Genomic DNA, 23,613 nt, shown 5'->3' with positions numbered 1-23,613 from the left:
GCCGGCTCTGGCAAACGGCCGTTTTAACGGTTCGCTTACCATAATCGGTCCAGTCTCTGCGGGTGCTCCGGTCCGCCTGGAACGGCAGCGGCCCGAGTGACCCAATGTTCCTTTTCAGCACGCCGAGCACCCGCGAGACAACGCCCGCCAATCCTGTGGTCAGTGCGATCAAGGAAGGCGCGGACAAGACCGGTGTCGGCTTCGACTATCTCCTGAAGACGGCGCAACGCGAATCCGCGCTCGAGCCGGATGCGAAGGCGCGCACGTCGAGCGCGACCGGGTTGTTTCAGTTCATCGAGCAGACCTGGCTGTCGATGATGCGGCAGGAGGGGCCGAAGCAAGGGATGGCCAATTATGCCGGCGCGATCAGCGAGGACGGCAATGGCCGTTTGACGGTGTCCGATCCGGCGCTGCGCGAGAAGATCCTACAATTGCGCACCGATCCGCATGTCGCAACGGTGATGGCCGGCGCGTTGACACAGAAGAATGCCGAGCAGCTCGGCCAGGCGCTGGGGCGCCAGCCGCAGGCCGGCGAGCTCTATATGGCGCATGTGCTGGGAGCGCGGGGCGCGTCCGACCTGATCCGCACGGCCGGCAACGACCCGACCCGCGCCGCCGCGCGAGATTTTCCGGAAGCTGCCGCCGCGAACCGCTCGATCTTCTATGACAAGGCTGGCCGGGCCCGCAGTGCCCAGGAGGTCTATGGCCTGCTCGCCGCCAGCCACGCCAATACCCAGGTCGCCGCGACCACTGGCGCGATGCTGGCACAAGCCCGGCCGACGGGCGCGCCTGCCACCGCGAGCGCCTATGCGGCCGAGCCGCCGGTGGTGCCGATCGCCGCCGCCCTGGCGCCGGGCCGGGCCAAGGGGCTGATCGGCCTGTTCTCGACCGAGGGGCCGCGCGCACCGGTCTCGAAAGCAGTCGCCAATCTCTGGACAACGCCGCGCAGCGGCGGGGCATCCCGTTCGGTCGACGACGATCCGTCGACCCGCTATTTCCCGCGTGTCGGCTCGGTGGCTGGTGCCGGCGAAGCTGCGCCCGCTGGCAAGACGGGCAAGGCCGACGCCGCGAGCAGCTCGGCTACTGCAGCGACCGTCAATGCGCCGCTGCCGCCGTCGCGGCCGCGCGGCCTCGCAATGGCGGATACGCAGACCGCTTCCAGCGAAACGGCTCCGGCCCGCAAGCCGCGGCGTGGGCCGCTCGATCTCAGCCAGTTCATGACCCATGGGAGGCGCGGATGATCGTTCGGCGCTTCCTACTCTGGGCGCGCACCGCGCCTGCCGAGGCGCGGGCGCAAGGCGCTGCCGCGCTGGCCGGTGCCTATCTGCGCTCGGCGATGTCGCCGGAGGATCGGCGCGAAGCCGAGACAGCGCTGATTGCGCTGGTCGACGATCCCTCGCCATTGGTGCGCCGGGCGCTCGCCGAGGAACTCGCCGCCGCGCCGCAGGCGCCGCGCAATCTGGTGCTCGGCCTGATCGCCGAGCAGAGCGACGTTGCGGCCCTGCTGCTGGCGCAGTCGCCGGTGCTGACCGAGGCCGATCTGGTCGATGCTGCTGCGATCGGCGACGACCTCGCCCAGCGCGCGATCGCGCAGCGGCCCTGGCTGTCGCCCGGCATCTGCGCCGCGCTCGCCGAAGTCGGCTGCGAGGAAGCGCTCGTCGCGCTGCTCGCCAATCCGACGGCGGAGATTCCGGATTTCTCGCTGGAGCGCATTTTCGAGCGCGAGGGGGAGGCCGGGGCCGTGCGCGAGGCGATGCTGGTGCGCGACGACCTGCCGGCGGGCCTGCGCCAGGCAATCGCGGCCAAGGTCTCCGATGCGCTCGCCGCCTTCGTCGCCGGCTGCGGTTGGCTCACCGAGGAGCGCAGCGCCCGGCTCGCCCGCGAATCGACCGAGCGGGTCGCGGTCGCGCTCGCTGCCGGCAGCGAGGCCAGCGATGCCCCGGCGATCGTCGACTGCCTGCGCGAGAACGGCCGCCTGACGCCGGGCGTGATCCTGCGCTCGCTGCTGAGCGGCGAGCCGGCTTTGGCCGAATCCGCCTTCGCAGCACTGTCCGACCTGCCGCTGCAGCGCGTGCGCGCGCTGCTCTGGGACCGGCGTGGCGCCGGCCTCAAGGCGCTCTATCGCAAGGCGACGATGCCGGAAGCCTTGCTGCCGGCCTTCGCCGCTGCCGTGGCGGCACTGAAGGAAGTGGCCCCCGGCCATCGTGGCGCGGGCGGCATCGACCGGGACCTGCTGGCGCAGGTGCTGATCGCCTGCGAGGGCCTTGAAGGGCCGGGTGTGAATGCGCTGATGGCGCTGCTGCGTCGGCTCGATGCGGAGGCGGCTCGCGACGAAGCTCGGGCGCTGGCGGATTCGCTTGCCGACGATGCGGCCCTGGCATTGCTGGTCGAAGCCGATCCAAACTTCCTGATCGAGCTCGATCTCGGCGACCTGCGCGACGCGGCCTGAACAATCCTGGTGATTCGACGGCCGGCTTGACCGGCCGCTGGCATGCTGGTTGCCTGACGCCCGCCGTATCGCCAGGGCTTCACCATCCCGGATCGACGCCCTGTTGTAGAGCCGGGTCCGATCAGATTGTTCCAATCTGATCGGTGAATCCGTCTCTCCCTTTAGTTTGGAGACCGTTTGCCGATCGGCTTGCGGTGCAAGCTGATCGGAACGGGCTCCAGGGAGCCTGAAATGCCGACACGTCGCGCTTTCATCGCAGGCACGGCTGCCGCCTTTGCGGTCAGCAAACCCAATATCGGCCGTGGCGCCGACAAGAATGTCATCAAGTTTGTGCCGCAGGGCGATCTTGCCGTCGTCGATCCGATCTGGACGACGGCGACCGTCACCCGCAATCACGCCTTCCTCGCCTATGACACGCTGTTCGGGCAGGACGAGAGCTACAAGGCCCAGCCGCAAATGGCCGAGGGCGCGCTCGCCGAAGCCGACGGCAAGATCTGGACGATCAAGCTGCGCGACGGCCTGAAATTCCATGACGGCACGCCGGTGCTGGCGAAGGACTGCGTCGCCAGCCTGAACCGCTGGGGCAAGCGCGATGCCTTCGGCCAGACGCTGATGGCGCAAACCGACGAGCTCGCCGCGGTCGACGACAAGACCTTGCGCTTCCGATTGAAGAAGGCGTTTCCGCTGCTGCCGGATGCGCTCGCCAAGATGACGGCCGCGGTGCCGGTGATCATGCCGGAGCGTCTCGCAAAGACCGAGGCGACGACGCAGGTCACCGAGGTGATCGGCAGCGGGCCGTTCCGCTTCGTCGCGAGCGAGCGCCAACCCGGCAATCGGTCGGTCTACGAGAAGTTCGCGGGCTACGTGCCGCGCAGCGACGGCAGGCCCGGCCGCACCGCCGGGCCGAAGATCGTCCATGTCGAGCGGATCGAATGGCACACCCTGCCGGACCCGGCGACGGCGGCGGCAGCCTTGCAGAGCGGCGAGATCGACTGGGTGGAGCAGCCTCTGCCGGATATCCTGCCGCTGCTGGCGAAGGACCCGAAGCTCGAGGTCGCGATCAAGGAGACGACGGGCTCGATCGCGATCATGCGGATGAACCATCTGCATCCGCCCTTCGACAATCCGGCGATCCGCCGCGCCGTGCTGATGGCGATCGACCAGGCCGAGTTCATGGAGGCGGTTGGCGGGCCCGACAAGACGCTGTGGCGCACCGGCGTCGGCCTGTTCCCGCCGGGCACGCCGATGGCCAACGATGCCGGCATGGAGGTGCTGAACGGCCCGCGCGACATCGGCAAGGTCAAGCAGGCGCTGGCGGCGGCCGGCTACAAGGGCGAGAAGGTGGTGCTGCTCGGCGTCACCGATCTCGCCAATCTCAAGGCCGAATGCGAGGTCGGCGCGGAGATGCTGAAGCGCATCGGCATGAATGTCGACTATCAGGTGATGGACTGGGGTGCGGTGGTGACGCGCCGGGCCAACAAGGAGCCGCCTGGCAATGGCGGCTGGAATTGCTTCTTCACCGGCTGGAATGGCATCGATATCCTCGATCCTGTCGGCCACATCTCGCTGCGCGGCAATGGCATGGCGGCCTGGCCGGGTTGGCCGGTGGCGCCCAAGATCGAGGCGCTGCGCGAGGCCTGGATGGAGGCCGCCAATCTTTCGGCCAAGCAGGCAATCGCCGCCGAATTGCAGAAGCAGGCCTTCGAGGACGTGCCTTACGCGCCGCTCGGCCAGTATTTCCAGCCGACGGCCTTCAGCCGCAAGCTGGAGGGCGTGCTGCCGAGCTTCCCGACCTTCTGGAACGTCAAGCGCATCTAGAGCACGCCGCTCTCGCGACGAGGCCGCCGAGCAGCAGGCAGCCTGCCCGCAGCCAGGCCGCAAGCGCCTGGCGGCCGAGTTCCGGTGTGAGCTGGGCCGCTGGCGGCGGCAGGCCGAGCGAGCGCAGGAGCTGGTCGGCCAGGAGCGCGAGCACGAGGACCGCGACGAAGCCGGCCAGCGCTGCCATGAGGCTGCGCAGCCAATACAAGGCTGGCAGTATGGCAATGGCGGGGGCGGCAGGCGGGCGCATCGTCTGGTCCTCGGTGGTTGTGCTTCGAGGACGGACGAGGATCGGCGTTGCCGACACCGCGTCGAAAACTTTCTGAAACGCTGCGCCCGCAGGGCAGCTAGGCGCGTTTCGACATGGACAAAGCCGGCAAATCGGCCAATGTCCTGTTATCGCCACGCTTTCCTGCGAAAATCCTCCCCATCATGACCATTCACGATCCCGCCGTTCCCGCGCTCTCCGTCTGGGTTGCGCTGGAGAGCCCCACCCATCACGTGCCCGGCGTCAACGGCATGATGGACCTCGTCGCCAGGGAGGTCGAAGGCCTGCCGATCGCCGTCGAGCGCATTCCCGGCCGCAATGGCCTCGGCGACAATCTGATCCTGCGCGCCGGTGTCCGGAATGGCGAGAAGGCCGTGGCGCTGATGTCGCATCTCGACACGGTCCACCCGGTCGGCACCAGCGCCAAGGATCTGCCGGTGCGGGTCGAGGGGGACCGGCTCTACGGCCCCGGCGTCTACGACATGAAGGGCGGCGCCTGGCTGGCGCTGCAGGCCTTCAAGGACGCGGCCAAGGCCGGCACAGTGCAGCGGCCGCTGGTCTTCCTGTTCACGCCGGACGAGGAGATCGGCTCGCCGACCTCGCGGGAGCTGATCGAGGCCGTCGGCCGCGAGGCGATGGCGGTGCTGGTGACCGAGCCGGCGCGCGAGGGCGGCAAGATCGTCACGGCGCGCAAGGGCGTCGGCCGCTTCGAGGTCAAGCTGGAAGGGCGGCCGGCGCATTCCGGGTCGCGCCATGCCGACGGTCGCAACGCCATCCGCGAGGCGGCGCACCAGATCCTCGCGATCGAGGGCATGACCGATTACTCGCGCGGCATCACCACGACTGTCGCGCTGGTCGGGGGCGGCACCGCTGCGAACGTCATCCCGCAGCATGCCTGGTTCAGTGTCGATTGCCGCGTCACCACCGTGGCTGACGGCACAGTCATGGAAGAGCGTATCCTTGGGCTGAAGGCGCATGATCCCGATGTGAAGCTCTCCATCACCGGCGGCATGAACCGGCCGCCCTATGAGAAGTCGCCGGAGGTCGCGGCGCTCTATGAGCAGGCGCGGGCGGTGGCGGCGAAGATCGGCTTTGATCTGCAGGATTGCCCGATGACCGGCGGCGGCTCGGACGGCAATTTCACCGCGGCGCTCGGCATCCCGACGCTGGACGGGCTCGGTATCGACGGCGATGGCGCCCACACCTTGCAGGAATACGCGCTGATCTCCTCGATCGCGCCAAGGCGGGCGCTGATCAAGGGGCTGCTGGAGACGCTGTAGGCTTCCTTCTCCCCTTGGGGGAGAAGGTGGCAGCGCGAAGCGCTGACGGATGAGGGAAGGGTGGCTCACCCGGTCGAGGCGCCCTCATCCCCCCTTCCGTTAGCCGGACAAATCCGCTCTGATCGCGCTCAAGGCCGTGCGACGGCCGGAGCGGAGGAGTGCGGCATGAAGGGCTGGATCGCGGGTGCGCTCGCTGTTGCAGGCATGATGGTGACGGGAATGGCTGACGCGCAGGAGCTTCTGGTCGAGAAGAAGGTCTTCGAGCTGCCGAGCTACACCACGCAAGGCGGGCGCACGCTGAAGAACGTCAAGGTCGGCTGGGAGAGCTACGGTACGCTCAACGCCGACAAGTCCAACGCGATCCTGATCTGCCATTTCTTCTCGGCCAATTCGCACGCCGCCGGCAAATATGCCGCCGCAGATGCCGCTCCCGGCTATTGGGACGCGATCATCGGGCCAGGCAAGGCGATCGACACCAACAAATATTTCGTCCTCTCCGCCGACTCGCTGGTGAACCTCAACACCGGCGACCCGAAGACAACCACCACCGGCCCGGCTTCGATCGATCCCGATACCGGCAAGCCCTACGCACTCGACTTCCCGGTCGTGACCATCGGCGATTTCGTCAATGTCCAGAAGGCCCTGGTCGAGAGTCTTGGCATCAAGAAGCTCGTCATGGTCGCCGGCCCGTCGATGGGGGCGCTGCAGACTTACGAATGGGCGGCGAGCTATCCCGACATGGTCGGCAAGGCGATGGCGGTGATCGGCGCGGCCGAGGCCGACGCCCAGCTGATCGCCTGGCTCGATGTCTGGGCGGCGCCGATCCTGGTCGATCCGAACTGGAACAAGGGCGACTATTACGGCAAGACGCCGCCCAATGCCGGCCTCGCCAAGGCGCTGACGGTGGTGACGCTTCAGGCCAATCATAGCGACTGGACCAATGGCACCTTCGGCCGCCGCCCGGCCAAGGAGGGCGAGGATCCCGCCAAGGCACTCGGCAACAAGTTCCAGGTCCAGAGCATTCTGGACAATGCCGGCGAGGCGCGCGCCAAGGTCTCTGACGCCAACCACTTCCTCTATCTGGTCAAGGCCAACCAGCTCTACGCGGCCGGCGGCAAGTCGCTCGCCGATGCGATGAGCCGGATCAAGGCGCCGTTGCTGGTCGTCAGCCAGCCCAAGGACCTCGTCTTCCCCGACGAGATGATCCAGCGCACCGTCGCCGAAGCGAAGAAGGCCGGGCGCGATGTCAGCCACGTCACCATCCAGGGCACGCGCGGCCATCTCGACGGCGTGATCTCGATGAAGCAGGCGGAAGGGGCGGTGAAGGCCTTTCTGGAGAAGTGAGGATGATGGCTTGAGCACGCCGATCGTCTCGCTGCGGGAGATTACGGCCGAGACCGTTCGGGTGATCTGCGAGCTCGAGCCACATGAGGCGCAGAGCGGCTTCGTCGCGCCGAATGCGGTCTCGATCGCGCAGGCGCATTTCAACCTGGCTGCGGTGTTCCGGGCAATCTATGCCGATGAGGAGCCGGTCGGCTTCATCATGTGGCGACCGGAGGACGACGGCGCGAGCTGCTTCCTCTGGCGCTTCATGATCGATAGGCGCCACCAGGGCAAAGGCTATGGGCGCGACGCGATCGGGCTCTGGCTGGAGGGCCTTCCGCAGCAGGGATACAAGCTCGCAACACTGAGCTACGTGCCCGGCAATGGCGGGCCGCACGCGTTCTACCTGGCGCAAGGGTTTCGCGACACGGGCGAGACCCACGCCAATGGCGAACGAGTCATGGAATTGGCGCTGTAGAGGGCCGGCCGAAGCTATCCCGCGAATCTGTCGCGATAGGCCTGCGGGCTGGCGCCGAGCCGGCGCAGGAAGGCGCGGCGCAAAGTCTCCTCGGAACCGAAGCCGCAGCGGCGGCCGGCCTGGGCGACGGAAAGGCCCTGTTCGAGCAGGCGGCGTGCCGTCTCGATCCTGATCTCCTCGACGGCCCGGGCCGGCGTGCGGCCGGTCGCCTGGCGATAATGCCGGGCGAAGCTGCGCAGGCTCATCCTGGCCTCTCCGGCCAGCCGCTCCAGCGAGAGGTCGCCGCGCAGGTTCTCGACGATCCAGCCATGCAGGCGGTCGAAGCGCTCGTCCTTCTCCTGCAAGGTCAGCGCGGCGCTGAACTGCGCCTGGCCGCCGGGGCGCTTGAGGAAGACGACGAGCTGGCGGGCGATGGCGAGCGCCGGTTCGCGGCCGAGATCGGCCTCGACCAGCGCCAAGGCGAGATCGATCCCGGCGGTGACGCCGGCCGAGGTCCAGACATCGCCGTCGCGGACATAGATCGGGTCGGGCTCGAGCCGCACAGCCGGGAACATCGCCCGGAGTTCAGCGCAGCGGCCCCAATGCGTCACGGCGCGCTTGCCGTCGAGCAGGCCGGCCGATGCGAGCAGGAAGGCGCCGCTGCAGACCGAGGCGACACGCTGAGCCGCCGCGGCGCGTTTCCGGACCCAGTCGACAAGCGCCGCGTCGCGGCAGGCGGCGTTGACGCCGTAGCCGCCGGCGATGACCAGGGTGTGCAAAGGCGCGGTGGGCTCGGGAAGCGGCGCTGCGCCGAGCTCCAGCCGCGCACTCGTGACGACACGACTTTCGGCTGCAACGACGGCGGTTTCATAGGGCAGGGGCCGACCGGCGACATGCGCCAAGTCGTTGGCGGTGGCGAAGACCTGCAAGGGCCCGGCGACATCGAGCAATTGCCCGCCGGGGAAGGTCAGGATCTCGATGCGGTGCGTGTTTGGCATGAAGCGAGGGATGCTTGGCATTTCGGCCAGAGCTTTGCGCGCTAGGTTGCTCCCGTCAATCAGGAGTTCTGCCCATGTCCCTCAGCTTCGGCATCCTCGTCTTCCCGCAGGTCCAGCAGCTCGATCTGACCGGCCCCTATGAGGTCTTCGCATCGGCCAAGGGCGCGCAGGTGCATCTGATCTGGAAGGACACGGCGCAGCTGAAAGCCGCGACCGGGCTGATGCTGACGCCGACCACGACCTTCGCCGAATGCCCGCCGCTCGACGTGCTCTGCGTGCCGGGCGGCAGCGGGGTCAATCCGCTGCTGCACGACGAGACTGTCCTGGCGTTCCTGCGCGAGCGGGCCGGGCAGGTGCGCTATCTCACCTCGGTCTGCACGGGATCGCTTGTTCTCGGCATGGCCGGTTTGCTGAAGGGCAAGCGCGCGACCAGTCACTGGAACGCGCATGACCTGCTGGCGCGGTTCGGCGCGATCCCGACGGAAGGGCGCGTGGTGCGCGACGGCAATCTGATCACCGCCGGCGGCGTCACCTCCGGCATCGATTTCGGGCTCACCGTGATCGCCGAATTGCTCGGCGAGGAGGAAGCACAATTGATCCAGCTCTCGCTGGAATATGCGCCGCAGCCGCCGTTCAAGGCCGGCACGCCGCAGGAGGCGCCGGAGGCGATCCTTGCTGCGGCAAGGCAGCGCCTTGCCGGCTCGCGCGCAGCGCGCGAAAAGCTGCTGGCGGCGCTTTAGCCGCAAGGGCGGGGACCGCGGGCATGGCCGAAGAGCGCAGCATTCTCCTCTTCTCCTATGGCACGCTGCAGCAGGAGAATGTCCAGCTCGCCTCGTTCGGACGTCTGCTCGAAGGCCATGACGACGCCATGCCGGGCTTTTCCCAGACCATGCTGGAGATCACCGATCCCGAGGTGATCCGAACCAGCGGCAAGCGCTTCCATCCGGTAGTGGCGCCGAGCGACGACCCGGCCGACAGCGTGCCGGGCAGGGTCTTCGCCATCTCCGCCGAGGAGCTTGCAGCCGCCGACCACTACGAGGTCGCCGACTACAAGCGCATCAGCGTCAAGCTCGCTTCCGGGAAGGAGGCGTGGGTCTACGTCAAGGCGTGAAGCCGCTGCGGCGGTTCGGCTGATGGACAGGGACCAGGCGCGTCGCTATCGACGGTGCCGGGGAACCTGTCCTTGAGCGCAGCCAAGTCCATCAGAGCAAGATCCTGGGTCGCGATCATCGCGGCCTATGTGCTCGTGCTGCAGGGATTGTTCGGCGCAGTCGTGTCCGGACAGAGCCTGGCGCCAGCGCTGCTCGACCGCGCCGCGCATCTGACGCTCTGTGCGCCGGGTGCGCAAAGCGCTCCGCTGCCGGGCGAGGAACCGGCACCACATCTGCCCGCCTGCTGCCTGCTCGGCTGCGCCTGGATCGGCGCGGCCTATGCGCCGCCCGAGCGGCCGGCGCTCCCCGAAAGCGTCGAGCCCGATGTCACGATCGTCGGTTTCGACGATCTGACCGGGCGACCGCTGCCGGGACAGGAGCGGCTCGCCGCCCGCCCGAGAGGACCTCCCGTCCGGACCTGACGCCGCGGCGGCCCTGTGGCCGCCTTCCGTCGCAATGACCGAATGCTCCGCCAGGCCAGCGCGCTGGCGGCATTTCGGCAGGTCCATTCCGGGAAATCCAGCCATGACCGCCCACGCGGATATTCGAACGCGCGCCGATGCCGGCCGCACCCTTGCATTATCGTCCGAATTCAAGGCCTTCATCGGAAGGCTGCACTTCTATGCCGGGCTGTTCGTCGGCCCGTTCATCCTGGTCGCGGCGCTGACCGGCACGCTCTATGTACTGACGCCGCAGATCGAGAGTTTCATCTACCGCGAGCAACTGACTGCGACGGCGACGGGCGAGCCTGCCTCGCTCGCCGCCCAGACCGAAGCCGCGCGCAAACATATCGGCGAGGGGCCGCGCTTCTTCGCCATCCGTCCCGCGCCGTCAGCAGGCCAGACGACGCGCGTGATGTTCGCGCAGCCCGGCCACGGAGATTCCGAGAGTCGGGCGATCTTCGTCGATCCGGTCTCGCTGGCGATCAGGGGCGATCTCATCGTCTACGGCACCAGCGGCATCCTGCCGTTCCGGACGCAACTCGATTATCTCCATCGCAACCTGCTGCTCGGCGAGTTCGGCCGCAATTACAGCGAGCTGGCGGCCTCCTGGCTCTGGGCAGTGGTGCTTGGCGGTGTCCTGATGTGGTTCTGGCGGCGCCATCCGCGGGCCGCCGAGCGAGCGCGCGCCAATCCGGCACTGCGCGACCGGCGCTGGCACGGGCTGATCGGGCTGACGCTCTCGCTCGGCCTCGTCTTCCTCTCGGTGACAGGGCTGACCTGGTCGAAACATGCCGGCGACCGGATCGATGCTCTCCGCGCCAATCTCGGTTGGGTGACGCCCTCGGTCTCACTCAAGCTCGGTGCGGCGCCAGCCGCCGACGAGCATGCCCATCACGGTGACCATGGCCCGGCTGTGGGAGGGGCGGCTCCGGGGAGTGTCGATCAGCTTGATGGCGTTCTTGCCGCGGCGAAGGCGGCCGGCATCGATTCCCCACATGTCGAGATGCGGCCGCCTCGGGCTGAGGGCCAGGCCTGGCTGGTCCGCGAATATGACCGGAGCTGGCCGACGCAGGTCGACACGATGGCGCTCGACCCGCGCGATCTCTCGGTCGTCAGCCGGGCCGATTTCGAGACCTTCCCGCTGATCGCCAAGCTGATCCGCTGGGGCATCGACACCCATATGGGCATCCTGTTCGGCTGGCTGAACCAGGTGCTGATGGCAGGGCTCGGCATCGCGCTGATTGTGACGACGCTGCTCGGCTACCGGATCTGGTGGCGACAGCGGCCGGCGCCGGGGTCATTGCCGCGCACAATTGTCCAGTCATGGCTGCGGCTCGGCTGGCCGGGCAGGGCGGCGGCGGTCGTCGTCGCGGCGGGACTGGGCTGGGCGCTACCGCTGGTCGGCGTCAGCCTCGCGGCCTTCCTGCTCGTCGACCTCGTCCGCTGGCGGCTGGCGCGAGCTGCCTGAGCCCAAGCTCGATCCGGGGCGGCTCAGCCGCTCCGGATCACGGCCCGCACGCCGTCGATCACGAACTGCACCGCCAGCGCGGCCAGGATGACACCGAGCAGGCGGGTCAGCACGACATTGCCGGTGACGCCGAGCAGCCGCGCGATCGGCACCGCCAGGAAGAAGACGACGAGGCAGGACAGGATCACCAGTCCGCAGATCACCGCGAGCGAGGACAGCATCGCGATGTCGCCATTGGCCCGGCCGGCGAGCAGCATCACGGCGGTCAGGGCGCCGGGGCCGGCCATCAGCGGGATCGCCAGCGGGAAGGCGGCGACGTTGCGGATATGATCCTTGGTGATGGCGGTGTCGGCCGTCGCCTGCTTGCGATCGTTGCGGCGCTCGAACACCATCTCGAACGAGATCCAGAACAGCAGGAAGCCGCCGGCGATGCGGAAGGCCGGCAGCGAGACGCCGAGTGCCTTCAGCACGACGTCGCCGGCAAGGCCGAAGAAGGCCATGATGCAGAAGGCGATGATGCAGGCACGGACCGCGACCTGCCGCCGCTCGCTCGCCGACATGCCGCGCGTCAGCGACAGGAAGATCGGCGCCAGGCCCGGCGGATCAAGCGTCACCAGCAGGGTGACCAGGGCGGAGGAGAGATATTCGGCGAACATGTCTCTCCCCGAGCCTGTTGCTCTGCTCTTGTCGGCTGCTCGTCGCCCGGTTGCGCCGCGTCGCGGTAGGTCCGGAATGACAGCGCGATTCTTCGCGGCGAGGCAGTCTAGGCACGCCCCGAAGCGCCCGTCACGCACCAAACATGGCGAGAATGCGGAAGGGGCGTGAAAGCGAATCAAAAACGCCGTGTAACCCGCTGCAATAAAACGGTTTTATTTTCTCTGAATAGAATCGCGTTTCGCTGGCTTCTACAGCCGGAATCGGCTAGCCAGAACGTTGAAAAACCAGCGGTAACCGGGACTTTTTCCCTTGAGCGAAGACAACGACGACAAGCGCGACGACGGCCCGCAGCCGGGCGGCGACATCAAGCCGATCGCGATCACCGACGAGATGAAGAAGAGCTATCTCGATTACGCGATGAGCGTGATCGTGAGCCGCGCTCTCCCGGACGTCCGCGACGGCCTGAAGCCCGTGCACCGGCGCATCTTGTTCTCGATGCACGAGAACAAGAACCTGCCCGACCGGCCCTATACCAAATGCGCCCGCATCGTCGGCGACACGATGGGTAAGTACCATCCGCACGGCAATCTCGCGGTCTATGACGCGCTGGTGCGCATGGCGCAGGATTTCTCGCTGCGCCTGCCCCTGATCGACGGCCAGGGCAATTTCGGCTCGATGGACGGCGACAGCCCGGCGGCCGATCGCTACACCGAGGCGCGCCTCGACAAGGCGGCGATGCCGCTGCTCGAGGATCTCGACCTCGACACCGTCAACTTCCAGCCGAACTATGACGGCAAGGAGCACGAGCCGACGGTCCTGCCGGCACGCTATCCGAACCTGCTGGTCAACGGAGCCGGCGGCATCGCGGTCGGCATGGCGACCAACATCCCGCCGCATAATCTCGGCGAGGTCATCGACGCCTGCGTCGCGCTGATCGAGAACCCCGAGATCACGATCGACGAGCTGATCGAGATCGTGCCCGGTCCGGACTTCCCGACCGGCGCCCAGATCATGGGCCGCAGCGGCATCCATTCGGCCTACCACACCGGTCGCGGCTCGATCGTGATGCGCTCGAAGACCCATATCGAGGAGCTGCGCAAGGAGCGCGAGGCGATCATCGTCACCGAGGTTCCCTATCAGGTGAACAAGGCGACCATGGTCGAGAAGATCGCCGATCTCGTCCGCGAGAAGCGGATCGAGGGCATCTCGGACCTGCGCGATGAGTCGAACCGCGAGGGCGTCCGCGTCGTCATCGAGATCAAGCGCGACGCCGTCGCCGATGTCGTGCTGAACCAGCTCTACCGCTTCACCCCGCTGCAGACCTCCTTCGGCGCCAACATGGTGGCGCTCAATGGCGGCCGGCCGGAGATCCTGAACCTCAGGGACTTCATCTCGGCTTTCGTCGAGTTCCGCGAGGAAGTCGTCTCGCGGCGCACGCGCTATCTGCTCAACAAGGCGCGCGAGCGGGCCCATGTGCTCTGCGGCCTCGCTACCGCCGTCGCCAATATCGACGAGGTCATCCGGCTGATCCGCACGGCGCCGACACCGGCTGCGGCGCATGAAGCATTGATGGCGCGCGATTGGCCGGCCGACGACATCGCGCCGCTGATCGCGCTGGTCGACGATCCGCGCCATCCGATGAATGCCGACGGCACCTACCGCCTGTCTGACGCACAGGCGAAGGCGATCCTGGAGCTGCGCCTGTCGCGCCTCACCGCCCTCGGCCGCGACGAGATCGGCGACGAGCTGGAGAAGCTCGCCAAGGAGATCGCCGACTATCTCGACATCCTGCGTTCGCGTGCCCGCATCCAGGAAATCGTCAAGACCGAGCTCACAGAGGTCAAGACGGCTTTCGCGACCCCGCGCCGCACGGAGATCATGGATTGGGGCTCGGATCTCGACGACGAGGACCTGATCGCCCGCGAGGACATGGTCGTCACCGTCTCCCATGCCGGCTACATCAAGCGCGTGCCGCTCTCGACCTATCGGTCGCAGAAGCGCGGCGGCAAGGGGCGCTCGGGCATGTCGACCCGTGACGAGGACTTCGTCACGCGGCTCTTCGTCGCCGATACGCACACGCCGATCATCTTTTTCTCCTCACGTGGGCAAGCCTACAAGGAGAAGGTCTGGCGGCTGCCGCTTTCGGCGCCGAACGCGCGCGGAAAATTCCTCAACAACATGCTGCCGCTGCAAACGGGCGAGCGCATCACCACGGTGATGCCGCTACCGGAGGATGAGGAGAGCTGGGAGCGGCTCGACGTGATGTTCGCGACCCGGACCGGCAATGTCCGGCGCAACAAGCTCTCCGACTTCGTCCAGGTCAATCGCAACGGCAAGATCGCGATGAAGCTCGACGAGGGCGATTCGATCGTCGACGTGCAGATCTGCTCCGAGCATGACGACGTGCTGCTGACCACGGCCGGCGGCCAGTGCATCCGCTTCGCCGTGCCGGAGGTCCGCGTCTTCAAGGGCCGCGACTCGACCGGCGTGCGCGGCATCAATCTCGCCGACGGCGACGAGGTGATCTCGCTCGCGATCCTGCACCATCTCGACGCGACGCCGGACGAGCGAGCCGCCTATCTCAAGCGCGCCGCCGCCGCCCGCAGGGCGCTGACCGGCGAAGGCGACGAGGCTGCCGAGCCCGTGACGAGCGGTGATGCCGAGGAGGCCGGAAGCGACATCGAGCTCGGCCAGGAGAAATACGCCGAGATGGGTGCTGCCGAGCAGTTCATCCTGACCCTGTCGGAGAATGGCTACGGCAAGCGCTCATCGTCCTTCGAGTACCGGGTCACCGGACGCGGCGGCAAGGGCATCGTCGCCATGGTCGTCAACGAGCGCAATGGCAAGCTCGTCGCTTCGTTCCCGGCTGAGGAGAAGGAGCAGATCATGCTCGTCACCGATGGCGGGCAGGTGATCCGCGTGCCGGTCGATGCCGGGCCGAACAACCGCATCCGCATCGCCGGCCGCTCGACCCAGGGCGTCACCGTGTTCAACACGGCTGACGGCGAGAAGGTCGTCTCGGTCGAGCGGATCGGCGAAGAAGCTGAGGAAGAAGGCGAGGCCGGCGAGGGCGAGAACGGCAGCGGCGAGGTGCCGGCCGGGGAGGCGTGAGCCTTCCGCTTGCCCGATAAGGGGCCGGCCGGGGCAGGCGGCGTCATGCTCGGGCTTGACCCGAGCATCTCAGGCGAGAGGAGGCTCCGACAGCGCCTTCTCGTCATGAGATTCTCGGGTCTGCAGATTCTCGGGTCTGCGCTTCGCTTCGCCCGAGAATGACGCCGAGCCGAGTCAGCGCAGCAGCGGGATCGCCGGGCCCGGCGTCCGCAGGGATGCGTCGATCTCGGGCGTGAAGGCGGCACCGAAGAACGGGCCGCGGAGCTCGAAGGGCACGCGGGTCGAGGTCGTGGTCGAGCTGAGCGCGCCATTGAGGTCGAGCCAGCGCCGGCTGAGATCGGCCGTGCCGTTGAGGACGACATTGTAGCCAGAGCCGGCGATCTGCGTGTCGGTGACGTAGAGCACGCCGAGATTGGCGAGAGCTGAGAGCTGCAGGGTCTCGAAGGCACTTTTGCCCTGACGCCAGTCGCGCGCCGAGGTCGGCGGCTTTTCGGCCTTGCGCAGCAGGTCGGGGAAGGCGATGCCGCGGAACTCGCCTTGCCGGATGGTCAGGCCGGCTCGTCCGGTCAGCGAGCCGACGACCTGTTCCAGGCTGCCGCCGGCGCCTTCGAAGGCGAGCTGCCCGGTTGCGGTGCCGCTGAGGCGGGCGAGTTCCGGCAGGTCTTCCGCCGCCAGCGCGAGATTCACCTTTTCGAGGCCGAGCTGCAATTTGACGTCCGCACCGGCCGCGACCGGCGTGGCGAGGATGCGGGCGCGGGCCGAACCGCCATAGGCTGATGCGCGCAGCAGCGATGCTTCGAAGCGGCCCTTGCGGATCAGCAACTGGGCCGCCAGGTCGCCGAAGCGCGTGGCGCCGATCCGGGCGGCATCGAGCGAGAGACGCAGGTCGACGTCGTTGGTGGTCCAGCCGTCGAATTCGAGTGGGGTTCCGCTCGTTTCAGTGCCGGCCCCAGCAGGCTGTGGTTCGGCCTGCCGCAGCAGGCGCCCGAGATCGAACTCGGCGCCGGCTAGCGTGCCGGACAGCGCCCAGTTCGGCATGGCGCCGTCGAGCTTGAGGGCGCCTTCGAGCTGGTCGCCGTCGACCATGGCGACGACCGAATCGAGTGCGATACCGCCTTGGCTGATCTGGGCCTGCGCGGTCAGCTCGATCTGTCGAACCAGGGAGGCGATACGCGGTCGAGGGCCGATCCAGGCGAGGGCGTCGGACAGCGATTTCGCGCTGAACTCGATCTGGCCGTTGGTGGTGCCCTGGGCGGCCGAGCGCGTGCCGTTGAGGCGCAGATTCAACAGGCGCGAGCCGAGCGAGAAGGCCGTGCGCGCCCGCTCGCCGGCAACCGGCCAGAGAATGTCGACCTTGGTGGCCTCGCCGCGCCAAGTGAAGGAGCCGGCGAGTGCGACCGGCGCCCGGGCCGCACGCTCCTCGATCAGCAGGTTGACGTCACGCAATGTCGTCAGGACCGTGCGGTCTGAGCGCATCATGACGCTGCCGGAACTCAGGACGAGCCGCGTCTGGCTGTCGAGCCGCGCGAGATAACCAAGGATGCGATCGAGCCAGCCGGCGTAACCGCGGCCGGACTCGTCGGCGGCGACATCGATCTCGGGAGCGACCAGGTCGATACGATCGAAGTCGAGCTGCCCGCCGATCAGCGGGAACAGGCGGGCGCGGGCGCGCAGGCGCGTGGCCTTGCCGGTGAGCACGCCCTGCGGGTCGGCGAAGGTCACGTCGGACAGGCTGATCCGGGGCAAGGGCAGGATCGCGATCTCGGCGCGGCGCAGGCCCGTCACCTTGAGCCCGGTGCGCGTCTCGATGCCGGCGACGATGGAGCGCTCGACTTGCGACAAGGCCAGATTCCACGACCGCAGCCCAAGCGTGAGCAGCAGCGCGGTCGCGGCGAGGCCGAGGATCAGTACGCGTCGTGACATGGCCGGGTGTATGGCCTTCATCCGCGTGACGGCGGAGACCCCGTCGTCAGGCAATCCGATATTGCGAGCGATTCGACCGGGGCGGCCGAAATGTCGTCGCGCGCCAAGGGTTTATTCCTCCGGCTCACGAATGTCGAGTTCCGCACGGGGGCCGAAACTCGCAAAGCCGGGGAAACATTTCAATTTTCGCGCGAAACCGGTCGCTGCTCGTCGGCCCGGGCGAGCCTCAGCGCCGGATAGATGCCGATCGCGACGATCAGCAGTGCCGCCAGGGCGCCGTCCTCGAAGACGCCGCGGGCGGCGTGGCCGTAGACCAGCGTCGCCAGCGTGTCGAAGTTGAGCGGCCGCAGCAGCAGGGTCGCCGGCAGTTCCTTCATGCAGTCGACGAAAACGAGCAGGGCGGCGGCGGCGATGGCCGGGCGCATCAGCGGCCAGTGCAGGCGGTGCAGGAGTTCGTGCCTGTTGGCGCCGAGCGAGCGGGCGGCGTCGTCGATGCGCGGCGAGATGCGGGCATAGCCGCTTTCGACTCCGTTCACGGCGATGGTCAGGAAGCGCACGAGATAAGCGATGAGCAGCGCGGCGCCCGACCCCAGCAGCAGCAGGCCAGGGCTGGCACCGAAGAGTGCTCGGCTCGCATCGGCGACGAGGTTGTCGAAGGCGGCGAGCGGCACCAGCAGCCCGAGCGCCAGCACCGTGCCGGGCAGCGCATAGCCGAGCGAGGCGATGCGGGCGAGCATCGGCAGGGCGCGTTCGCGCCCGAGCCGCAGCGCCGCGGCGATGCCGAGGCCGATGGCGACGATCAGCGCGGCCGAGAGCGCCGAGATCGCAACGGTGTTGGCGAGCGCCCGCCAGAGCGTCGCATCGGCCTGGGCGAAGAGGTCGCGGCGCCACAGTTCGCCGGTCAGGTAGAAAAGCGGCAGCACCGCGCCGAACAGCGCCGGCAGGAAGCAGGCCACTGCGGCTGTCCAGGCGCGGGCCCCCGAAAGCTGGATGCGGCCGACCGGCCGGGGCCGCTTCACCGGCAGGGCGAAGCGCCGCGCTCCGCGCGTGCGCGCTTCGGCGACCATCAGTCCGACGACGACGAGAAGCATGACGCAGGCGATCTGAGTGGCGCCAGCCAGCGAGCCGCGATTGATCCAGGTGGTGTAGACCGAAATGGTCAGCGAGCGGACGCCGAGATATTCGCTGGCGCCGATGTCGTTCAGCGTCTCCAGGAGAGCAAGGGTGAGGCCGGCGGCGAGGGCGGGGCGCGCCATCGGCAGGCCGATACGCCAGAACAGCGGCCAGCGCCGCGTGCCGAGCGTGCGGGCGGATTCGATCAGCGCGGCGCTCTGCATCGCAAAGAGCGCGCGCACGCTGAGATAGACGTAAGGGTAGAGCACGATCCCCAGGATCAGGATAGCGCCCGGCAGATTGCGCGGATCGGGAAACCAGTAGTCGCGCAGCGAGCGCCAGCCGGTGAGCGCCCTGAGCGCGCTCTGGAACGGCCCCTGGAAACCGAGGATCTCGACGTAGACGTAAGCCGTGATGTAGGTCGGCAGCGCCAGGGGCAGCACGAGCAGCCATTCCAGGCTACGGCGGCCGGGGAATTCGTACTGCGTCACCAGCCAGGCGGCGCCGGTGCCGACCGCCCCGCAGAACAGGGCGATGCCGGCGAGCAGCAGGGCGGTGTTCCAGAGCGCGACCGGCAGGACATTGGCAGTCAGATGCGGCCAGATCGCCAGCGCCTCGCGCGACAGCGCGGTGAAGGCGAGTGCCAGCACCGGCAGCGCGACCAATGCGGCGGCAGCTGCGGTGACGTAGACCAGACGCGTCGACGGCCGCCAGCGAACTGGCGGCCGTTCTACATGTGTCGTTGAGGCGTTCAGGCTCAATTGTCGAAGCCGACCTTATCGACGAGCTCGGAGGCGGCCTTGCGGTTCTTGGCGACGTCGCCGAGCGGGGTCGTGTCGGGCGTCAGCGCGCCGAGCAGCTTGACTGCGGCGGCTTCCTTGACGTCGGCATTGACCGGGTACTCGAAATTGCCGTCGGCGTAGAGGTGCTGCGCCTTCTCGCCGAGCATGTACTCGATCAGCTTGACGGCGTTCTCCTTGTTCGGCGCGTTCTTGGCAATGGCCGCGGCGGAGACGTTCACATGGGTGCCGCCGCCGGCGAAGGTGGTCTTCAGCGGCTTGATCGCGTCGTACCAGCCCTTCTGCTCGTTCGTCGCCTTGCTCATCAGCCCGATATAGTAGGTGTTGATGATGGCGATGTCGCACTGGCCCGAGAGGATGTCGCGGGCGACGTCACGGTCGCCGCCGCCGGGCTTGCGGGCGGTGTTGGCCTTGATCGCCTTCAGGAAGGCCTCGGTCTTCTCGGCGCCGTTGCGGGCGAGATAGGCGGCGAAGAAGGCGTTGTTATAGGGGTGCTGGCCGGCGCGGATGCAGAACTTGCCCTTCCACTTGGGATCGGCGAGGTCTTCATAGGTGATCGCGTCCTGCTTCACCCGGTCCTTGGAGACGACGACGATGCGGGCGCGCTGCGTCAGCGTGATCCAGTTGTCGCCGGCGCCGCGGAGGGCGGCGGGAACGGTCTTGTCGACCAGCGCCGACTTGACCGGCTGGGTGATGCCGGCATCGGCCGCGGCCTGGATCTCGCCGACATCGACGACTAGCATCACGTCGGCCGGGCTGTTGGCGCCCTCGGCCTGGACGCGCTGCTGCAGGCCGTCCTTCAGGAAGACGGCGTTGACCTTGATGCCGGTGTCCTTGGTGAAGGCCTCGATGACCGGGTTGAGCAGAGCCGGCTCGCGCGTCGTGTAGAGGTTGACGCTCTGCGCAAGGGCAGGGGCGGCCAGCAGGCAGGAGGCCAGGGCTGTCGCGGCAAGCGCGGTCTTGATGGTCATGTCTCGCTCCTTCGGGCGGGGCTGTAAAAATTGGCCATACAGGAACGGAGCGGTAGAGGCCGAAACCGGGTCGGTCAAGAAATATCCCTTTTGTTTCAATGTGTTATATCAATTCTAAACTAGCTCATCATTATATTAATTCTAAACTATCTGCGCCGGTCGCGCTCAGGCGCGTGCGAGATGCGTTCAGCCAGGTGCTTCAAAAGTCGTAAGACTTCAACGCTTTGCGCGATAGCATCTTTGTCCAGCGCCAGCTGCCGCAATGGCGGGGAGCGAGGCGTTCGTCGAGCCGATCCAGAATGATCTGCCCGGCGTGAGCGGGTGATATCGGGATCGTGAACCGATGGTGCCCGGTCGATACGCGTCGTGGTTGTGAGGAACCTTGCCGGGTGTTTCATTCGGACTGCTAAAATTCGTGACATTTGTACAACATCGGCAGCTATTGCAGTGCTGCGTCGGCACGCTGCCGCAATTGCCGCGAAGCCGCCACAAAGCGGCCCCAGCTGCAAACTTCAGTAACTATCTGAGATACGGAAGAATTAAGCCCCATCTGGCAGGGTGCGGAGCAGAAAAATGCTTCGCAGCTTGCTCGGGGCGAATGGATTGCACCGGCGGGCGGCGGCGTGGCACAGCTTGCGCCCGCCAGGTGGGGTGGCGGGACAGAGTTGAATGGACGCGCGCGTTTTCGATAAGTCAAAGCTGCCCAGCCGGCACGTCAGCGTCGGGCCGGCCCGCGCGCCGCATCGCTCCTATTATTACGCGATGGGGATGACCGCGAAGCAGATCGCGCAGCCCTTTGTCGGCGTCGCTTCCTGCTGGAACGAGGCCGCCCCCTGCAACATCGCCCTGATGCGCCAGGCCCAGGCCGTCAAGAAGGGCGTCGCCTCGGCCAATGGCACGCCGCGCGAGTTCTGCACGATCACCGTCACCGACGGCATCGCCATGGGCCACCAGGGCATGAAGTCGTCACTGGCCTCGCGCGAGGTCATCGCCGACTCCGTCGAGCTCACCATGCGCGGCCATTGCTATGACGCGCTGGTCGGCCTCGCCGGCTGCGACAAGTCGCTGCCAGGCATGATGATGGCGATGGTGCGCCTCAACGTGCCCTCGATCTTCATCTATGGCGGCTCGATCCTGCCCGGCAATTTCAAGGGCCGGCCGGTCACCGTCCAGGATGTGTTCGAGGCCGTCGGCAAGCACTCGGTCGGCGCGATGTCGGACGAGGACCTGAAGGAGCTCGAGGAGGTGGCCTGCCCATCCTCCGGCTCATGCGGCGCCCAGTTCACCGCCAACACCATGGCGACGGTCGCCGAGGCGATCGGCCTGGCGCTGCCCTATAGCTGCGGCGCGCCGGCGCCCTACGATGTCCGCGACACCTTCTGCTATACCGCCGGCGAGATGGTGATGGATCTCATCGCCCGGAACATCCGCCCGCGCGACATCGTCACCCGCAAGGCGCTGGAGAATGCGGCGATGGTCGTCGCGGCCTCCGGCGGCTCGACCAATGCGGCGCTGCACCTGCCGGCGATCGCGCATGAATGCGGCATCGACTTCGATCTCTTCGCCGTCGCCGAGATCTTCAAGAAGACCCCTTACGTCGCCGACCTGAAGCCGGGCGGCAAATACGTCGCCAAGGACATGTTCGAGGTCGGCGGCATCCCGCTGCTGATGAAGACGCTGCTCGACAACGGCTATCTGCACGGCGACTGCATGACCGTGACCGGCCGCACCATCGCCGAGAACCTCGCCAGCGTGAAATGGAACGATCAGCAGGACGTCGTGTACCCGGCGAACAAGCCGATCACACAGACCGGCGGCGTCGTCGGCCTCGAAGGCAATCTCGCTCCCGAAGGTGCGATCGTGAAGATCGCCGGCATGCCGACCGAGAGCCTCGTCTTCACCGGCCCGGCGCGCTGCTTCGACTGCGAGGAGGACGCCTTCAAGGCCGTCTCCAACCGCGACTATCAGGTCGGCGACGTGCTGGTGATCCGCTATGAAGGGCCCAAGGGCGGCCCCGGCATGCGCGAGATGCTGTCGACCACCGCGGCGCTCTACGGCCAGGGCATGGGCGACAAGGTCGCGCTGATCACCGATGGCCGATTCTCGGGCGCGACGCGCGGTTTCTGCGTCGGCCATGTCGGCCCTGAGGCGGCTGTCGGCGGGCCGATCGGCCTGATCCGCGACGGCGACATCATCGAGCTCGACGCCATCACAGGAAAGCTCGCAGTCCGCCTTTCTGATGCCGAACTTCAGGAGCGTCGTAAGGCCTGGACGCCGCGCCAGACGGACTACCGGTCGGGCGCGCTTTGGAAATACGCGCAGACGGTCGGATCCGCCAAGGGCGGCGCCGTCACCCATCCGGGAGGCGCAGCCGAGACACAGTGCTATGCGGATATCTGAGGCCATCATTGCCGGAGCGTTGCTGGCTCTGGGCTGCCAGCAGGCAGCCTGGGCGCAGGACGGTTCGTCCGAGCGGTTCCCGATGCCGCCGCGTCCGATTCCCGGAATCGCCCTGCCGGAACCGGAAGTAGACAATCGCGCCGCGCCCGTGCCGCTCAGCCCCGGCCGTGGCGTGATCGCGCCGGCCCCGAGCGGTCCTGCCGCCCACACCGCCTTGCCGATCGCCCCGTTCAGCAGCGCCCGTGACGCGCTGAAGGCCTGGATGCGCGATTCGACTGCCGGCGATCAGGCTGGTGCGGTCAAGGCGCTCGAATACGCCGCCGCGCAGGGGCATCTCGCCGCGCAGTTCAAGCTCGGCCGGGTCTATGCCAGCGGCGACGGCGTTCCGACCAATGATCTCAAGGCGTTCGAGTATTTCTCGAAGATCGCGGACGAGAATGCCGACGAGATTCCCGGCACCTCGGACGGGCGCATCGTCGCAGCCGCCTTCGTCGCGCTCGGCGGCTATTTTCTCGACGGGATCAAGGGCAGCTATGTGAAGCCCAATCCCGACCGCGCCTTCGACATGTTCCACTACGCCGCCTCCTATTTCGGCGACCCGGACGGCCAGTACAATCTCGCCCGGCTTTATCTCAACGGCACCGGCGTCTCGCGCGATGCGCGCCAGGCGGCGCGCTGGATGAAGCTCGCCGCCGAGAAGGGCCATGCCCCGGCGCGCGCTGTCTTCGGCGACATGTTGCTGCGTGGTGGCGATGGCGTGCCGCGTCATCCGATCATCGGACTGATGTGGCTGGCGCTAGCTCGCGAGGGCGCCGATACCGCTCGCGAGGGCTGGATCGTCGAGCGCTATGACGCCGCCTTCGCCAATGCGAGCGCGAGCGACCGGACGGCTGCTCTGGCCCTGGTCGAGCGCCAGCATGGCCGCGCCGAGCGGCGCTGAGCGCGACTGCATCCAGAGTTCTCGCAATGGCGTAACCGAGGTG

The 23,613-nt window shown here is 67.4% G+C and carries 19 protein-coding genes; 13 read left to right on the top strand and 6 right to left on the bottom strand.

The genetic code is table 11. The features are described 5' to 3' along the window. Positions 1 to 104: 104 nt before the first annotated feature. The 3 genes from ACQKLX_RS02430 to ACQKLX_RS02420 all read left to right on the top strand — a co-directional run bounded on the left by ACQKLX_RS02430 (position 105) and on the right by ACQKLX_RS02420 (position 4,267). Positions 105 to 1,241: a transglycosylase SLT domain-containing protein gene (locus tag ACQKLX_RS02430; protein WP_427359149.1), complete on the top strand. Its 1,137-nt coding sequence runs from the start codon at positions 105 to 107 to the stop codon at positions 1,239 to 1,241. Further along, entirely contained in the window at positions 1,238 to 2,449 is a 1,212-nt protein-coding gene (locus tag ACQKLX_RS02425) for a DUF2336 domain-containing protein (RefSeq protein WP_427359147.1), read from the top strand. The genes ACQKLX_RS02430 and ACQKLX_RS02425 overlap by 4 nt, the downstream gene beginning before the upstream one ends. A 231-nt stretch (positions 2,450 to 2,680) precedes the next feature. Continuing rightward, positions 2,681 to 4,267, top strand: coding sequence for an ABC transporter substrate-binding protein (locus tag ACQKLX_RS02420; RefSeq protein WP_427359145.1), 1,587 nt, complete (start codon positions 2,681 to 2,683; stop codon positions 4,265 to 4,267). On the opposite strand, the gene ACQKLX_RS02415 is transcribed toward ACQKLX_RS02420, so the two are convergent. After that, positions 4,254 to 4,454 carry a hypothetical protein gene (locus ACQKLX_RS02415; protein ID WP_427359143.1) on the bottom strand — a complete coding sequence of 67 codons (201 nt, stop codon included), beginning with the start codon at positions 4,452 to 4,454 and terminating at the stop codon, positions 4,254 to 4,256. The genes ACQKLX_RS02420 and ACQKLX_RS02415 overlap by 14 nt on opposite strands. A gap of 245 nt (positions 4,455 to 4,699) precedes the next feature. Here ACQKLX_RS02415 and ACQKLX_RS02410 point away from each other — a divergent pair, with 245 nt between their 5' ends. From ACQKLX_RS02410 to ACQKLX_RS02400, 3 genes are all read left to right on the top strand, one after another. Further along, complete coding sequence (locus ACQKLX_RS02410) at positions 4,700 to 5,815, top strand: M20 family metallopeptidase (RefSeq protein WP_427359141.1); 1,116 nt, start codon at positions 4,700 to 4,702, stop codon at positions 5,813 to 5,815. Positions 5,816 to 5,980: 165 nt separating this feature from the next. After that, positions 5,981 to 7,159 carry an E22 family MetX-like putative esterase gene (locus ACQKLX_RS02405; protein WP_427359139.1) on the top strand — a complete coding sequence of 393 codons (1,179 nt, stop codon included), beginning with the start codon at positions 5,981 to 5,983 and terminating at the stop codon, positions 7,157 to 7,159. A 10-nt stretch (positions 7,160 to 7,169) separates the two neighbouring features. Next, positions 7,170 to 7,616, top strand: coding sequence for a GNAT family N-acetyltransferase (locus ACQKLX_RS02400; protein WP_427359137.1), 447 nt, complete (start codon positions 7,170 to 7,172; stop codon positions 7,614 to 7,616). A gap of 14 nt (positions 7,617 to 7,630) precedes the next feature. On the opposite strand, the gene ACQKLX_RS02395 is transcribed toward ACQKLX_RS02400, so the two are convergent. Further along, positions 7,631 to 8,593, bottom strand: coding sequence for a GlxA family transcriptional regulator (locus ACQKLX_RS02395; protein WP_427359135.1), 963 nt, complete (start codon positions 8,591 to 8,593; stop codon positions 7,631 to 7,633). A gap of 74 nt (positions 8,594 to 8,667) precedes the next feature. Here ACQKLX_RS02395 and ACQKLX_RS02390 point away from each other — a divergent pair, with 74 nt between their 5' ends. The 4 genes from ACQKLX_RS02390 to ACQKLX_RS02375 all read left to right on the top strand — a co-directional run bounded on the left by ACQKLX_RS02390 (position 8,668) and on the right by ACQKLX_RS02375 (position 11,655). Beyond that, positions 8,668 to 9,333, top strand: a complete 666-nt coding sequence (locus ACQKLX_RS02390) for a DJ-1/PfpI family protein (RefSeq protein ID WP_427359133.1) — start codon at positions 8,668 to 8,670, stop codon at positions 9,331 to 9,333. Positions 9,334 to 9,356: 23 nt separating this feature from the next. Next, on the top strand, positions 9,357 to 9,704 hold the full coding sequence (locus ACQKLX_RS02385) for a gamma-glutamylcyclotransferase family protein (RefSeq protein WP_427359131.1): 348 nt from the start codon (positions 9,357 to 9,359) through the stop codon (positions 9,702 to 9,704). Between the two features lie 72 nt (positions 9,705 to 9,776). Next, positions 9,777 to 10,166, top strand: coding sequence for a hypothetical protein (locus ACQKLX_RS02380; RefSeq protein ID WP_427359129.1), 390 nt, complete (start codon positions 9,777 to 9,779; stop codon positions 10,164 to 10,166). 103 nt (positions 10,167 to 10,269) lie between these two features. Then, entirely contained in the window at positions 10,270 to 11,655 is a 1,386-nt protein-coding gene (locus ACQKLX_RS02375; protein ID WP_427359127.1) for a PepSY-associated TM helix domain-containing protein, read from the top strand. Positions 11,656 to 11,678: 23 nt separating this feature from the next. Here the strand turns inward: ACQKLX_RS02375 and ACQKLX_RS02370 are convergent, their stop codons facing one another. Further along, positions 11,679 to 12,311, bottom strand: a complete 633-nt coding sequence (locus ACQKLX_RS02370) for a MarC family protein (protein ID WP_427359125.1) — start codon at positions 12,309 to 12,311, stop codon at positions 11,679 to 11,681. Positions 12,312 to 12,621: 310 nt separating this feature from the next. Here ACQKLX_RS02370 and gyrA point away from each other — a divergent pair, with 310 nt between their 5' ends. Further along, on the top strand, positions 12,622 to 15,423 hold the full coding sequence (gene gyrA, locus ACQKLX_RS02365) for a DNA gyrase subunit A (RefSeq protein WP_427359123.1): 2,802 nt from the start codon (positions 12,622 to 12,624) through the stop codon (positions 15,421 to 15,423). A gap of 174 nt (positions 15,424 to 15,597) precedes the next feature. Here the strand turns inward: gyrA and ACQKLX_RS02360 are convergent, their stop codons facing one another. From ACQKLX_RS02360 to ACQKLX_RS02350, 3 genes are all read right to left on the bottom strand, one after another. Continuing rightward, positions 15,598 to 17,346, bottom strand: a complete 1,749-nt coding sequence (locus ACQKLX_RS02360) for an AsmA family protein (protein WP_427359121.1) — start codon at positions 17,344 to 17,346, stop codon at positions 15,598 to 15,600. Positions 17,347 to 17,525: 179 nt separating this feature from the next. Then, the gene (locus tag ACQKLX_RS02355; protein ID WP_427359119.1) at positions 17,526 to 19,220 is read right to left on the bottom strand and encodes an ABC transporter permease; all 1,695 of its coding nucleotides are present in this window, start codon (positions 19,218 to 19,220) and stop codon (positions 17,526 to 17,528) included. Beyond that, on the bottom strand, positions 19,217 to 20,230 hold the full coding sequence (locus ACQKLX_RS02350; protein ID WP_427359117.1) for an extracellular solute-binding protein: 1,014 nt from the start codon (positions 20,228 to 20,230) through the stop codon (positions 19,217 to 19,219). The genes ACQKLX_RS02355 and ACQKLX_RS02350 overlap by 4 nt, the downstream gene beginning before the upstream one ends. Before the next feature lie 669 nt (positions 20,231 to 20,899). Between ACQKLX_RS02350 and ilvD the strand changes: the two genes are divergently transcribed. Both ilvD and ACQKLX_RS02340 read left to right on the top strand, forming a co-directional pair. Beyond that, positions 20,900 to 22,630 carry a dihydroxy-acid dehydratase gene (ilvD, locus tag ACQKLX_RS02345; RefSeq protein ID WP_427359115.1) on the top strand — a complete coding sequence of 577 codons (1,731 nt, stop codon included), beginning with the start codon at positions 20,900 to 20,902 and terminating at the stop codon, positions 22,628 to 22,630. After that, a complete protein-coding gene (locus tag ACQKLX_RS02340) occupies positions 22,617 to 23,570 on the top strand; it encodes a tetratricopeptide repeat protein (protein ID WP_427359113.1) in 954 nt (317 codons plus the stop codon). Before ilvD ends, ACQKLX_RS02340 begins: the two co-directional genes overlap by 14 nt. The last annotated feature ends 43 nt before the right edge of the window (positions 23,571 to 23,613 follow it).

The sequence above is a fragment of the Allobosea sp. NPDC003192 genome (assembly GCF_050275675.1).
GTDB lineage: Bacteria > Pseudomonadota > Alphaproteobacteria > Rhizobiales > Beijerinckiaceae > Allobosea.
This window is presented reverse-complemented; position numbering and strand designations above follow the sequence as displayed.

What these genes read in the sequence shown, in the direction of transcription:
- ACQKLX_RS02430 (WP_427359149.1), top strand. Translation starts at nt 105, where the DNA reads ATGTTCCTTTTCAGCACGCCGAGCACCCGCGAGACAACGCCCGCCAAT.
- ACQKLX_RS02425 (WP_427359147.1), top strand. Translation starts at nt 1,238, where the DNA reads ATGATCGTTCGGCGCTTCCTACTCTGGGCGCGCACCGCGCCTGCCGAG.
- ACQKLX_RS02420 (WP_427359145.1), top strand. Translation starts at nt 2,681, where the DNA reads ATGCCGACACGTCGCGCTTTCATCGCAGGCACGGCTGCCGCCTTTGCG.
- ACQKLX_RS02415 (WP_427359143.1), bottom strand. Translation starts at nt 4,454, where the DNA reads ATGGCAGCGCTGGCCGGCTTCGTCGCGGTCCTCGTGCTCGCGCTCCTG.
- ACQKLX_RS02410 (WP_427359141.1), top strand. Translation starts at nt 4,700, where the DNA reads ATGACCATTCACGATCCCGCCGTTCCCGCGCTCTCCGTCTGGGTTGCG.
- ACQKLX_RS02405 (WP_427359139.1), top strand. Translation starts at nt 5,981, where the DNA reads ATGAAGGGCTGGATCGCGGGTGCGCTCGCTGTTGCAGGCATGATGGTG.
- ACQKLX_RS02395 (WP_427359135.1), bottom strand. Translation starts at nt 8,593, where the DNA reads ATGCCAAACACGCACCGCATCGAGATCCTGACCTTCCCCGGCGGGCAA.
- ACQKLX_RS02390 (WP_427359133.1), top strand. Translation starts at nt 8,668, where the DNA reads ATGTCCCTCAGCTTCGGCATCCTCGTCTTCCCGCAGGTCCAGCAGCTC.
- ACQKLX_RS02385 (WP_427359131.1), top strand. Translation starts at nt 9,357, where the DNA reads ATGGCCGAAGAGCGCAGCATTCTCCTCTTCTCCTATGGCACGCTGCAG.
- ACQKLX_RS02375 (WP_427359127.1), top strand. Translation starts at nt 10,270, where the DNA reads ATGACCGCCCACGCGGATATTCGAACGCGCGCCGATGCCGGCCGCACC.
- ACQKLX_RS02370 (WP_427359125.1), bottom strand. Translation starts at nt 12,311, where the DNA reads ATGTTCGCCGAATATCTCTCCTCCGCCCTGGTCACCCTGCTGGTGACG.
- ACQKLX_RS02360 (WP_427359121.1), bottom strand. Translation starts at nt 17,346, where the DNA reads ATGTCACGACGCGTACTGATCCTCGGCCTCGCCGCGACCGCGCTGCTG.
- ACQKLX_RS02350 (WP_427359117.1), bottom strand. Translation starts at nt 20,230, where the DNA reads ATGACCATCAAGACCGCGCTTGCCGCGACAGCCCTGGCCTCCTGCCTG.
- ilvD (WP_427359115.1), top strand. Translation starts at nt 20,900, where the DNA reads ATGGACGCGCGCGTTTTCGATAAGTCAAAGCTGCCCAGCCGGCACGTC.
- ACQKLX_RS02340 (WP_427359113.1), top strand. Translation starts at nt 22,617, where the DNA reads ATGCGGATATCTGAGGCCATCATTGCCGGAGCGTTGCTGGCTCTGGGC.